Here is a 12,752-nt window from a genome sequence, read left to right on the forward strand (position 1 = left end):
ATAAATACGGAGACACACCATGAAAATAACGCAAGGCACCTTCTCGTTCCTGCCCGATCTGACCGACGAGCAGATCACCAAGCAGGTCAAATACTGTCTGGACAACGGCTGGGCGGTGAGCCTCGAATACACGGACGACCCGCATCCGCGCAATACCTACTGGGATATGTTCGGTCAGCCCCAGTTCGATCTCAAGGATCCGAAAGGCTTCATGATGGATCTGGCGGAATGCCGCAAGGCGTTTCCGGAGCACTATATCCGGGTCACGGGCTTCGACAGCACACATCAGTGGGAAACCCCGCGTCTGTCGTTCATCGTCAACCGGCCCTCGCATGAACCGGGCTTCGGTCTGATCCGTCAGGAAGTCGAAGGCCGTCACGTGCGCTATACCGTGCACAGCTATGCCAGCGACAAGCCGGAAGGCTCACGTTACGGCCAGTCATAACGTCGGACGTTGAAAGAATCTGACCCGATCCATCCGCCGCAGGAGCTTGCAATGTCTGCCGAAGAGTCCAGGAACGACCACAAGACGCTCGACAAGAACGCAAGCGTCGATCTCGATCAACTTTATGACGACTCCGAAATCGAGGCCGTCTTCGAGGAACTGGATCGCGAATTGATCGGGCTCGTGCCGGTCAAGACGCGTATCCGCGAGATCGCGGCCCTCCTGCTGGTGGATCGGGTCCGGCGTCAGTTCGAACTGACCGCCGGCGCCCCGACCCTGCATATGTGTTTCACCGGCAATCCGGGTACCGGCAAAACCACGGTCGCCGAGCGCATGGCCAAGATCCTGCACAAGCTGGATTACGTGCGCGAGGGCCATCTCGTGTCGGTGACCCGCGACGACCTCGTGGGCCAGTACATCGGCCACACCGCGCCCAAGACCAAGGACGTGATCAAGCGTGCCATGGGCGGCGTGCTGTTCATCGACGAAGCCTACTATCTGTACCGACCGGAGAACGAGCGTGATTACGGCCAGGAATCAATCGAGATCCTGCTCCAGGTCATGGAGAACAATCGCGACGATCTGGTCGTGATTCTGGCCGGCTACAAGGACCGCATGGACCGCTTCTTCGAGTCCAACCCCGGCTTTCGCTCACGTATTGCCCACCATATCGATTTCCCCGATTACTCGACCACGGAACTGGCGTCGATCAGCGAACTCATGCTCGCCGAGCAGAACTATCGTTTCAGCCCGGAGGCCGCGGCCGCGTTCGAAGAATATGTCGAGCGGCGCATGCAGCAGCCGCATTTCGCCAACGCCCGTTCGATTCGCAACGCACTGGATCGCATGCGTCTGCGCCAGGCCAAGCGCCTGTTCGAGGCGCGTGGCAGCATCACCCGCGAAGATCTCATGCGTATCGAGGTCGAAGACGTACGCGCCAGTCGTGTGTTCAGCGAGCCCCTCGGCAGCGGTGAAGTCCCGTCCTGAAAACCGGGCACGGCTCTGCCGACAGACGAGACCGGCGCCTGCAGGCGCGTCCCGTGCCGCGAGCCGCACGCTGTCGCGAACATCGGGCTTGATTTTCTCTCGTGCGCCATTAAATAGTGTCTTCCTGAAACATCCGCCGACGCCAAGCCTGTCTCATCATTGCAGTGATGATCGGATATGCTGAGGCATACGCGCTGAATACCCGTGTTCGCGCCTCTGGATTCATGCCTCGGCATTGGTTAGTGTCAGACACATCAATGGCAGACAAAATCACTCCGTTTCCCGGCCCTCGTCGAGACCCCGCAGCCGCGACTGCGCCTGAGCCAGGCGCGCGCGCCGACTGGCCTGCATGGCCGACCTACGGCCTGATCGACGACCTGCTGCCCGTGCTGGAAGGCTGGCATGCCCGCGGCCGCCGTGTTGCAACGGCGACGCTGGTCGATATCAGCGGTTCCTCGCCGCGTCCGCTGGGCAGCGAAATGGCGATCAACGACCTCGGCGAGGTGGCCGGCTACGTCTCCGGCGGTTGCGTCGAAGCTGCGGTCGCCACCCAGGCGCTGGAGGTCCTCGAGCACGGCAAACCCGTGATGCTCGATTACGGCGCCGGCAGCCCGGTACTCGACGTGCAGCTGACCTGCGGTGGACGCATTCGTATCTTCGTGCGCGCGATTACCGATCTCGAGAATTACGTGAGTCGGCTGCGTTCGGCCCGCGACGCCCGTGTGCCGATCGATGTCTGTATCGATCTCGACGACGGCTCGCATCGATTCGATGCACCCGCACTCGCCACGGGCAGCCAGCTGTTTCGAAAGCGCCACCTGCCCACACCGCGACTGATCGTTGTCGGCGGTGACCCCGTGACGCTGGCGCTGTGCCGGCTTGCACCGATATTCGGCTACGAGGTCGCCCTGTTGCGCCCTTACGGCCCCGCCGCGCCGCCCGTGGATACGCCGCTGTGCCAGTACGACACGCGCCCGCTACGCAGCGCGTTGCGCGATCTGCAACTGGACGCCTCCTGTGCCGTATATACGCTGACCCACGACATGGACGACGATCACAGCGTTCTGATCAAGGCGCTGGCGTCCGAAGCCTTCGCGATCGGCGCCCTCGGCAGTCGCAGCAAATCATTCGAACGACAGGCTCTGCTGCGTGACGCCGGTATCGACGCCGATCGGATGGCCCGACTGAACACACCGGCCGGGCTGAATATCGGCGCCCGCGAACCGCATGAGATCGCCCTGTCGGTGCTGGCCGAGCTGGTCGAACGGCGCCCGCGCGAGACGGCGGCAGCGACTTGATCGGCGCGGTCGTGCTCGCGGCAGGCCGAAGCGAACGCTATGGATACATCAGCAAGATGCTGGCGTCGTTCGACGGCGCCCCACTCGTGGCGCAGACACTCGCCACACTCGACGCCGCCGGACTTCGCCGCATCGTACTGGTAACCGGGCCGCGCCACGCCACGATTGCGCGTATCGCACGGTGTCGGGCCCGCCCATCGAGTCGTCTGCGCATCGTGCGCCACCGGCGATATCGCGACGGCATGGCGACGTCGTTGCAACAGGGGCTTATCGCACTGCCGTCGCGTACCGATGCCGCGCTGATCTGTCTGGCCGACATGCCCGGCATGAGTGTCGACCATATTCAGCGGTTGTGTGCACAGTGGCATGCTGGCCTGGATTATCTGCGGCCCGTTCATGCCGGCGTTCCGGGCCACCCCGTGCTGGTTTCGCGCCGCCTGTTCGCCAGTATCGGCGCGCTGACGGGCGATCGGGGCGCACAAGCCGTTCTTTCCCGAGTGCCGGACGCGCGCCGGCGGCTGGTGCCGGCACGCCAGGACAGCGTGGTCGACATCGATACCCCGCGCGCGTTGCGCCGGGCCCTGCGTCGCCTGCACTGAGCCAGCGGGCTATTTGCCCTCGGAGACTTTCCTCCGCGGTGTCGACGACGACATCCGGCGCTACCATCGACAGACAGACTTCCACCGAGTGATGTCGCTGCGACATCGAAAATGCTACGGAGAGCGAAATGAGAAATCGGAAGAATGACGGGGCCGGTATCGGCGCCGGCGATACGAAACACGGCGATGACGGCGATTATTCGCCGTCGCGCCGGCATTTCATCAAGAGTGTGGGCATGTCGAGCATTGCCGCCGCCACAACCGGCGCGGGCCTGGGCACGGCCTGGGCCGATGACGGTTCCAGTGCGGATCAGGCCGCTACCGCAGCGGCACCCGCCGAAGGCACGATGCGCATCACGCTCAAGGTCAACGGCCAACCCCGGCAGATCGACGCCGCGCCGAATCTCATCCTGCTCGACGCGCTGCGCGACGAACTCGAGCTGACCGGCACCAAGAAAGGCTGCGACCACGGCCAGTGCGGCGCCTGCAACGTGCACGTCAACGGCACGGTCATCAATTCCTGCCTGAGTCTGGCGGTCATGCACGACGGCGATGAGATCACCACCGTCGAAGGCCTGTCCGATGGCGAAGATCTGCACCCGATCCAGCAGGCATTTCTGGACGAAGATGCCTACCAGTGCGGCTATTGCACCTCCGGTCAGATGATGACAGCGACTGCCGTGCTCGCCGACACGCGTATCGACAGCAGCGATGACGCCGTGCGTGAAGCCATGAGCGGCAACATCTGCCGCTGCGGGGCCTACAAGAACATTCTTGCCGCGGTCCAGTCGACGCGCGGCAAGATCTAGGAGACGTTCGATGAGAAATTTCCAGTATCAGAAAGCCGACAGCGTCGAGGCCGCAGTGGCTGCCCATGCCGGCCAGCCATCCGCCTTCGTTGCCGGCGGCACCACCCTGCTCGACCTGGTCAAGATCGACATCATGCAGCCGGAACGCGTTGTCGACGTCAATGGGCTGCCGCTGTTCGACGTCGAGGAACTCGACGACGGCCGTCTCAAGATCGGTGCCATGGTCAGCAACACCGATCTGGCATATCACCCCGCGGTTCAGAAACACTACCGCGTGCTCTCCGAAGCGCTGCTGGCCGGTGCCTCGACCTCGCTGCGCAACAAGGCCACCACCGGCGGCAACGTGATGCAGCGAGTGCGCTGCCCGTACTTCCGCGATGGCGTATCGGCCTGCAACAAGCGCGAACCGGGCGCCGGCTGTGCCGCCATCGGCGGCGACAATCGCAGCGTGCATGCGGTACTCGGCACCAGCGATCAATGCATCGCCAGCCATCCGTCCGATATGTGCGTGGCCATGGCCGCCATCGGCGCCACGGTAGTCGTCTCCGGGCCGAGCGGCGAACGCGAAATCGACTTTCTCGATTTCCACCTGCTGCCCGGCGACAGCCCGCAGAAGGAACACGCCCTGGATACCGATGAGCTGATCACGCACGTGGTGCTCGACGCGCCCATCAAGGGCAACAAGTCGCATTATCTGAAGCTGCGTGATCGGGCCTCCTACCAGTTCGCCCTGGCGTCGGCCGGCGTGATCGTGGCCACCGATGGCGACACCATTCGCGAAGCCCGGATCGCCATGGGCGGCGTGGGCACCAAACCCTGGCGTGCACAGCAGGCCGAAAAAACGCTGATCGGCCAACCCGCCACGCAGGCGAATTTTCAGAAAGCGGCCGAACTGGCGTTTGCCGACGCCCGGACTTACGCCCACAACGCATTCAAGGTTCCGCTCGGCCAACAGGCGGTCGTACGCAGCCTGACCACCGTCACGGCCTGAGCCAGAGGATAGATCAGCATCATGAGTGACAACGTAAAGGAAAAGATCATCGGCGCGCCCAAGTCGCGTATCGACGGTCCGAAGAAACTCAGCGGTCGCGCGATGTATGCGGCCGATCATCACCTGCCGAACATGGCCTATGCATACGGCGTGTTCAGCACCGTCGCCAGCGGCAAGATCAACGGCATCGACCTGTCGGCGGCCAAGAAGATGCCGGGCGTGATCGATATCTTTCATCACGATCATTTCCCGGACCTGTATCGCACCCCGAGCAGCTTCGCGCAGGAGAACAAGGTCGACGAGACACGCCTGCCGTTCGAGGACAACAAGGTCTACTACCCCGGGCAATTCGTCGCCCTGGTGGTCGCCGACACGTTCGCGAACGCACGCGCCGCCGCGTACAAGGTGAACGTCGACTACAGTGCGGATGAAGCCGCCGCCAACCTCGAACAGGCATTGGCGAAGAACGGCTCGCCCAAGAAGGATGACAAGAGCGGCCATACCCGCGGCAACCCCGACGAAGCCTTCGATAGCGCCCCGAACAAGGTCGACGTGACCTATGTCACGCCCATGGAAACCCATAACCCCATGGAAATGCATGCAAGCGTTGCGAACTGGGAAAACGGCGACCTGGTGCTTTACGAAGCCTCCCAGGGCGTGGTGTTCGCGCGCAACGTGATGGCCAAGGTATTCGGCCTGCCGCCGGAACGCGTGGAAGTACGCGCTCCGTTCATCGGCTCGGGCTTTGGCAGCAAACTGTGGCTGTGGCCGCATGCCGTGGCTGCCGCTGCGGCCTCGCGCGAGATCGGACGCCCGGTCCAGTTGGTGGTCCCGCGTGCGCAGATGTTCACGACGACCGGCCATCGGCCGCCGACCCGGCAGCAGATCCGTATCGGCACCGACGACAACGGCAAGCTGCTGGCCCTCAGCCATGACTCGGTCAACACGACGTCGATGGTCGACACTTATGTGGAAACCACCGGCAGTTGCACCAAGAGCCTGTATTCCTGCCCCAACCTGCGCGTGAGCCACGCCACCATCGGCGCCAATCACGGCACGCCGACTTCGATGCGTGCGCCGGGCGCCGCCCCGGGCCTGTTCGCTCTGGAATCAGCCATGGACGAAATGGCCGAGCAACTGAAGATGGATCCGCTCGAGTTTCGCAAGGCCAACTACACCGAGCGCGACGAGAGCATGGACCTGCCCTTCTCCAGCATCCATCTCATGGAAGCCTTCGACAAGGGCGCCGAGAAGTTCGGCTGGTCGAAGCGCGATCATGCGGTCGGCTCGATGCGCGATGGCAACGACGTCATCGGCTGGGGCATGGCCGCGTGCAACTGGGAAGCCCTGAAAATGGACTGCGATGCGCGCGTGTCGCTGCGGGCCGACGGCAGCGCCTTCGCGTCCTGCGCGACCCAGGATATCGGCACCGGCACTTACACGATCGTGGCGCAGGCCGTATCGAGCATCACCGGCATCCCTATCGACAAGATCGAAGTCGAACTCGGCGACTCCAGCTACCCCAGCGGCCCGATCTCGGGCGGTTCCTGGGCGACCGCGACCACGCTTCCCGCGATCGCCCAGGCCACACGCGCCGCGATCGACGAACTCAAGGGCTATGTGGTCGCCGACGGCGGCGACTTCGCCGGCGCGAAAACCGACGACATCGACTTCGACGACGGCAAGCTCATCAACGCCGAGGGCAAGGCGGTCGCCTACACCGACGTGCTCAAACGCAACAAGCTGGCCAATGCCGACGGTGCGGCACACACGCCGGGCGCGCCCAAGGGCGAATATTCGTTTCGCTCCTTCGGTGCGCACTTCGTCGAGGTGCGCTGGGACGCAGGTATCTCGCGACTGCGCGTATCGCGTGTGGTCAGTGCCATCGATGTCGGCCAGATCATCAATGCGAAAACGTCGGCGAATCAGGTCGAGGGCGCCGTCGCCATGGGCATCGGCATGGCGTTGTTCGAAGCCACCGAGTACGACGAACGCTCGGGCCTGCCGATCAACAACAACTACGCGGAGTATCTGGTGCCCGTGCACGCCGACAACCCGCCCGACGTCGACGTCGTCCTGCTCGACCACCCGGACTACAAGTTCAACGAATTCGGGGCCCGCGGGATCGGCGAGATCGGGGTGACCGGCATGGCCGCGGCCGTGGCCAACGCCGTGCACCACGCCACCGGCAAGCGGATTCGCGAACTGCCGATCCGACTCGAGGAACTGATGGCGACCTGAGAGTGGTCATCATGGTTGCCCCGCGGCGGCCGATAGGAGAAATCAAGGGCGGCCTTCACGGCCGCCTTTTTTTCGCGCCCACGAAACCGGCAACTAACGCCAGCCGTTAAACCCGAAGGCGTTTGTGCTGTCCTATCCCTAACATTTGCCTTTCTCTAAGCTAGCCTCGAACGTAATGCATGTTCTGATCATAGAAGACAACGACACGCTCGCCACCAATATCGGCGAATATCTGGAACAACAGGGCGACGAACCCGACTTTGCCTCCGACGGCTCGGTCGGCCTGCGCCTGTGCGAAGCTCATCATTACGATGCCGTCGTTCTCGACCTGCATTTACCCAAGATCGACGGCATCGCGTTGTGCCGGCGTTTACGCGAGGAGATTCACAAGACGACGCCGGTATTGATGCTCACCGCCAGGGACACAGTCGATGACCGTATCCAGGGCTTCGAGGCCGGCGCGGACGATTACCTCACCAAACCTTTTTCACTGCGGGAACTGTATCTGCGCTTGCAGGCGATAGTGCGCCGTCGTGCCGATGCGCTGAATCAGTTGCGGGCCGCCGATCTGTGCATGGACATCGATCAACGCCTCGTGCATTGCAACAGCGCTCGCCTGGAACTGGCACCCATCAGTTTTCAGATACTGGAGTTGCTGATGCGCGCCCATCCCGGCGTGGTCACCCGCGCCGAGATAGAACACGTCATCTGGAACGATGAACCGCCCGAATCCGAAGCCGCCCTGCGCGGCCATATCCATCGGCTGCGTCATTTGCTCGGCGTACCCGGCGGCCGATCGGTCATTCGCACCGTCCACGGCGTGGGCTATCAACTCACCGCAAATCCGGTGTAGCAGATACGGATGCTGAAATTCATCGGCTCGCATCTGAGTCTGCGACTTCGTCTGTTCCTCGGGATGCTGGCCGTCACCTTCACCGCAACGGTCGGGTTTGCGGTCGCCATGCACGAGTTCGTCGGGGTGCTCGAAGACGAATTGCTCAACCAGACCCTGCGGCGCGAACTCGACAGCCTGGCGATGGATTATCGTGAAGATGCCACCATTGCCGGAAAGCGCGGCCATTCCGGACAGGTCTATGTCGTTGCCCCGGGCGAGCCGCGTACGACCCTCCCCAGGGCGCTACAACGCATCGAGGCCGGCGACTACCGCGAAATACACATCGACGGACGCGAATATTTCGCCGCCCGCAGAGACGTCGATGACGGCCAGATTTACTTTACCCTCGATGTGGAATCAATCGAGGATCTCGAGGATCGGCTCGCCGCCATTGGCTGGTTGACGCTCGCCGGTGCCGTGCTGCTCTCGCTGATCATCGCCCTGGTGTTCTCGTTTCTCATTTTACGGCCGGTGCGGGCACTCTCGGCTCGCCTGGCCGGCTTTCACCCGGGCCAGGTGAACGCGCCGATTGCACACCATTATTCCGATCGCGAAATGCGGGTCATCGCCGAGAGCTTCGACGGTCTTATCGAGCGATTTCATGCGTTCATCGAACGTGAGCGCAGTTTCACCGAAGATGCAGGCCATGAACTGCGCACGCCACTGGCGGTGGCGCTCAGCGCCAATGAATTGCTTCTCTCCCAGACCGATCTGTCGCCCAAAACACGTGAGCGCGCCGAGCGAACACAGGCCGCCTGCATCCGTATGCAGCGTCTGGTCAGTGCACTGTTGTTTCTCGCCCGTGACCAGCCCCAGCATGGTGAATACTGCGATGTCGCCAGCACGCTCGACGAAGTACTGCCCTATTACGCGGCGGAGATCACGAAAAAAAATCTCAGCCTTCGCGTCGATACCCATCCGTCGCGCGTAGCTGCCCCCGCGGGCATCGTGGACTGCGTGCTGCACAATCTGATCGAGAACGCGGTCCAACATACCTCCGGCGGCACCGTCGATATATGCGTCAACAACGAAAAATTGGTGGTATCCGACAACGGCGAGGGCATCGCTCCCGACGCGCTTGAACATATCTTCAATCGACGTTATCGCTCCGCCAACAGCCGCGGCTTCGGAATCGGCCTGTATCTGGTCAAGCGCATCTGCACGCGCCTTGGCTGGCTCATCACCGTAACGAGCAGCCTGGATGCCGGCACGCGCTTTGAGATCAGTTTCCCCGAGGAGGCCTCCGACAGCCGCCATGCCAGAATTGAAGGACAATATTAAAGTCAGTTATAGGATTAATATTGTTTCTTAGTTGATTGTTTAATATATTTTTTATCAGGATTATAATATTTTTCGGCTTGCAGGTTCGCAGCAAAGCATTCATGTTTGCCCGAGCTCGCCGGCACAAAGCTTTTGCAAGTACACTTCCTTGCAGTGCACTGTTAGCGCCGATTCCGAATAGTTCAAACAACATCAAATAAATGGAGGAGACCCATGGAAAAACGTTTTGTCTTAATGCTTGGGGCCGCATTGTTCATCCCAAGTCTGGGCCAGGCAGCAAAACTGCCCGCCCATAACTACCCGACGGAGGCTCGGGCCGAATATGTGTTCGAGTGCATGAACCAGTTGGGTGGCGAGAATTACGACACCCTGTACAAATGCTCATGCAGCATCGATTACATCGCCGACCAGCTTCCCTATGATGATTACGTCACGCTCGATACCTACACTCGCGGACAGAACGCGGGCGGCGAGCGCCCCGAGGTTCTGCGCGAAGGCAAATTGGCACGCAACAGTCGCTCTGAACTGGCCAAGCTCAAAAGCCAGGCCGCCGATCGTTGCCTGATCGATACCGGTGCAGCCGCCAAGAAAAAAGCAAAGGAAGGCGAGCAGAACGGCTAGTGGTGACGAGATCGGGGCCGGTGAAATGCTCGCTCAACTGCCCGCCGCGAACCTCGATACGGACGGCCCGAACAGACGTCTTCAGCCACCGCGCTGCATCGCAGCAAACAACCTCGGCTGGAGACGTTTTTTGTTGCAGCGCAATGCGCGGGAGAGCTCTTAACGCCGCGCTTTGCATCATAATTTTTTTTCATGCTTCCCATAAGCGCCAGCAAGAGCTGCGCTATACATCTAACTCGGCGTGACGCTGCAGGTCGTGCAAAAGCCTGCTAGGTAACGAATCGCGGGTTTTCTACATTACCCAAGCGCTTAAACCCAACTCGAGAACTTTATCAACCCCCACTTTTGATACCTGGCAATTCAATTGACTGCCATTCTCATACCGTGATATCGAATCAGTGGAGGGGTTGACCGGACACACCGTTCGACAAGCCCGAAACGGCAGCGCCCGATGATCGATTTTCGATTCCCGGGGGACTTGCTTATAAACACGTGACGGAGGAGAAACGTCGTGATATTGAAACCAAAAAAGGGGGCAGTCCGCCTGGTGACGGCAGCAGTTGCCGCATCCACGCTGATGGCTTCCGGATTCGTATTTGCAGAAGACAGCAGTTCTTCTAGCTCCGACTCAATGAAGAGTTCCGACTCGAGCTCCATGGAAAGCTCGGACTCGAGCAGTCTGATGGACTTGCAGAACGACCCGAACAACTGGGTGATGTGGGGCGGTCAGTACAACGGTCAACGCTTCAGTGATCTGGATCAGATCAACTCCGACAATGCCAGTCAGATCGTGCCCGCCTGGACGTTCTCGACCGGCGTATTGCGCGGACACGAAGGTGGCCCGTTGGTCAAGGGCGACACCATGTATCTGGCCACACCGTTCCCGAACAAGGTTTTCGCGATCGATCTGAAGACCCACGCGATCAAGTGGAAGTACGAGCCGACTCAGAACCCGCAGGTCATTCCGGTAATGTGCTGTGACACGGTCAACCGTGGTCTGGCCTACTCGGACGGCAAGATCTTCCTGCAGCAGGCGGACACCACCCTGGTGGCCCTGGACGCCAAGACCGGCAAGGTCGACTGGAAGTCGGTCAACGGCGACCCGAGCAAGGGCCAGACCGCGACCAACGCACCGCTTGTTGTGAAAGACAAGGTCTTCACCGGTATTTCCGGCGGTGAGTTCGGTGTTCGCGGTTATATCACCGCCTATAACGTCTCCGACGGCAAGATGGCCTGGCGTGCCTACAGCACCGGTCCTGACGATTCGATGCTGATCGACCCGGACAAGACCATCGATGCCGTGACCCAGAAACCGGTCGGCAAGGATTCCAGCCTCAAGAGCTGGGAAGGCGACCAATGGAAGATTGGCGGCGGCACCACCTGGGGCTGGTACAGCTACGATCCCGACTTGAACCTGATCTACTACGGTACCGGCAACCCCAGCACCTGGAACCCGACCCAGCGTCCGGGCGACAACAAGTGGTCAATGACCATCTTCGCGCGCGATGCCGACACGGGTGAGGCCAAGTGGGCCTATCAGATGACACCCCATGACGAATGGGATTACGACGGTGTCAACGAGAAGGTTCTTGTCGACCAGAAGATCGACGGCAAGATGCAGAAGCTGGTCGTGCACTTCGACCGTAACGGCTTTGCTTACACGCAGAACCGCGAAACCGGCAAGCTGCTGGTGGCCGAAAAGTACGATCCGTCCGTCAACTGGGCGACCAAGGTCGACATGAAGACGGGCCGTCCGCAGGTCGTATCCAAGTATTCGACCGACGGCAAGGTGGATACCAACGTCACCGATATCTGTCCGGCCGCACTGGGTTCGAAGGATCAGCAGCCGTCGGCCTACTCGCCCAAGACAGGCCTGTTCTACGTGCCGACGAACCACGTCTGCATGGACTACGAGCCCACCAAGGTGGACTACACCGCGGGTCAGCCGTACGTCGGCGCCACGCTGTCCATGTACCCGGGCCCGAACGACATCACGAACCCCGTGAAGAAGTTCGACGGCAAGCGCATGGGTACCTTCATCGCCTATGACGCGACCACCGGCAAGATCAAGTGGTCGATTCCGGAACGGTTCTCCGTGTGGAGTGGCGCACTGGCCACCGCGGGCAACGTGGTGTTCTACGGCACGCTCGAAGGCTACCTCAAGGCGGTCGACGCCAAGACGGGCAAGGAGCTTTACAGCTTCAAGACCCCGTCCGGCATCATCGGCAACGTCAACACCTGGAAGTTCGAAGGCAAGCAGTATGTCGGCGTACTCTCGGGTATCGGTGGCTGGGCCGGTATCGGCATGGCCGCTGGCCTGACCGATCCCAACGCCGGTCTGGGTGCTGTGGGTGGCTACAAGGATCTGAAGAACTACACTCAGCTGGGTGGTGTTCTGACGGTCTTCGCCCTGCCCGATTCGGTCGCCAAGAAGGCCGACGAGTCGCAGAAAGTCGCAACGAAATAACGCGACTCGGCGTATGACTTAGATAGTCGTACACGGCCCGTACTCGATCCGGTGCCTGCACCAGGTTGAGTACGGGCTTTTTTTGACCGCACTGCCCGCGGTTAGTCTGTAGAACAGA

The 12,752-nt window shown here is 61.1% G+C and carries 11 protein-coding genes; all 11 read left to right on the forward strand.

Annotated features, from left to right (window positions below):
- Positions 1 to 19: 19 nt before the first annotated feature.
- Positions 20 to 445 carry a ribulose bisphosphate carboxylase small subunit gene (locus ACFOSU_RS15590; RefSeq protein WP_380690864.1) on the forward strand — a complete coding sequence of 142 codons (426 nt, stop codon included), beginning with the start codon at positions 20 to 22 and terminating at the stop codon, positions 443 to 445.
- Between the two features lie 51 nt (positions 446 to 496).
- Entirely contained in the window at positions 497 to 1,432 is a 936-nt protein-coding gene (gene cbbX / locus ACFOSU_RS15595; RefSeq protein ID WP_380690865.1) for a CbbX protein, read from the forward strand.
- 257 nt (positions 1,433 to 1,689) lie between these two features.
- Positions 1,690 to 2,730: an XdhC family protein gene (locus tag ACFOSU_RS15600; RefSeq protein ID WP_380690866.1), complete on the forward strand. Its 1,041-nt coding sequence runs from the start codon at positions 1,690 to 1,692 to the stop codon at positions 2,728 to 2,730.
- Positions 2,727 to 3,329 (forward strand): nucleotidyltransferase family protein, encoded by a 603-nt coding sequence (locus ACFOSU_RS15605; RefSeq protein ID WP_380690867.1) that lies wholly within the window; start codon positions 2,727 to 2,729, stop codon positions 3,327 to 3,329. Before ACFOSU_RS15600 ends, ACFOSU_RS15605 begins: the two co-directional genes overlap by 4 nt.
- 128 nt (positions 3,330 to 3,457) lie before the next feature.
- Positions 3,458 to 4,138: a (2Fe-2S)-binding protein gene (locus ACFOSU_RS15610; protein WP_380690868.1), complete on the forward strand. Its 681-nt coding sequence runs from the start codon at positions 3,458 to 3,460 to the stop codon at positions 4,136 to 4,138.
- 10 nt (positions 4,139 to 4,148) lie between these two features.
- Entirely contained in the window at positions 4,149 to 5,129 is a 981-nt protein-coding gene (locus ACFOSU_RS15615; RefSeq protein ID WP_380690869.1) for an FAD binding domain-containing protein, read from the forward strand.
- Between the two features lie 21 nt (positions 5,130 to 5,150).
- Positions 5,151 to 7,370 (forward strand): xanthine dehydrogenase family protein molybdopterin-binding subunit, encoded by a 2,220-nt coding sequence (locus ACFOSU_RS15620; protein WP_380690870.1) that lies wholly within the window; start codon positions 5,151 to 5,153, stop codon positions 7,368 to 7,370.
- Between the two features lie 175 nt (positions 7,371 to 7,545).
- On the forward strand, positions 7,546 to 8,223 hold the full coding sequence (locus ACFOSU_RS15625) for a response regulator transcription factor (RefSeq protein ID WP_380690871.1): 678 nt from the start codon (positions 7,546 to 7,548) through the stop codon (positions 8,221 to 8,223).
- Positions 8,224 to 8,232: 9 nt separating this feature from the next.
- Complete coding sequence (locus tag ACFOSU_RS15630; RefSeq protein WP_380690872.1) at positions 8,233 to 9,546, forward strand: sensor histidine kinase; 1,314 nt, start codon at positions 8,233 to 8,235, stop codon at positions 9,544 to 9,546.
- A gap of 213 nt (positions 9,547 to 9,759) precedes the next feature.
- Complete coding sequence (locus tag ACFOSU_RS15635) at positions 9,760 to 10,167, forward strand: hypothetical protein (RefSeq protein ID WP_380690873.1); 408 nt, start codon at positions 9,760 to 9,762, stop codon at positions 10,165 to 10,167.
- Between the two features lie 631 nt (positions 10,168 to 10,798).
- Entirely contained in the window at positions 10,799 to 12,634 is a 1,836-nt protein-coding gene (locus ACFOSU_RS15640; protein ID WP_380690874.1) for a methanol/ethanol family PQQ-dependent dehydrogenase, read from the forward strand.
- Positions 12,635 to 12,752: the final 118 nt, after the last annotated feature.

The organism is Salinisphaera aquimarina, from assembly GCF_042643355.1.
GTDB lineage: Bacteria > Pseudomonadota > Gammaproteobacteria > Nevskiales > Salinisphaeraceae > Salinisphaera > Salinisphaera aquimarina.

Bases quoted from the DNA above. Each gene is read 5' to 3' on its own strand.
- ACFOSU_RS15590 (WP_380690864.1), top strand. From the start codon at position 20: ATGAAAATAACGCAAGGCACCTTCTCGTTCCTGCCCGATCTGACCGAC.
- cbbX (WP_380690865.1), top strand. From the start codon at position 497: ATGTCTGCCGAAGAGTCCAGGAACGACCACAAGACGCTCGACAAGAAC.
- ACFOSU_RS15600 (WP_380690866.1), top strand. From the start codon at position 1,690: ATGGCAGACAAAATCACTCCGTTTCCCGGCCCTCGTCGAGACCCCGCA.
- ACFOSU_RS15610 (WP_380690868.1), top strand. From the start codon at position 3,458: ATGAGAAATCGGAAGAATGACGGGGCCGGTATCGGCGCCGGCGATACG.
- ACFOSU_RS15615 (WP_380690869.1), top strand. From the start codon at position 4,149: ATGAGAAATTTCCAGTATCAGAAAGCCGACAGCGTCGAGGCCGCAGTG.
- ACFOSU_RS15620 (WP_380690870.1), top strand. From the start codon at position 5,151: ATGAGTGACAACGTAAAGGAAAAGATCATCGGCGCGCCCAAGTCGCGT.
- ACFOSU_RS15625 (WP_380690871.1), top strand. From the start codon at position 7,546: ATGCATGTTCTGATCATAGAAGACAACGACACGCTCGCCACCAATATC.
- ACFOSU_RS15630 (WP_380690872.1), top strand. From the start codon at position 8,233: ATGCTGAAATTCATCGGCTCGCATCTGAGTCTGCGACTTCGTCTGTTC.
- ACFOSU_RS15635 (WP_380690873.1), top strand. From the start codon at position 9,760: ATGGAAAAACGTTTTGTCTTAATGCTTGGGGCCGCATTGTTCATCCCA.
- ACFOSU_RS15640 (WP_380690874.1), top strand. From the start codon at position 10,799: ATGAAGAGTTCCGACTCGAGCTCCATGGAAAGCTCGGACTCGAGCAGT.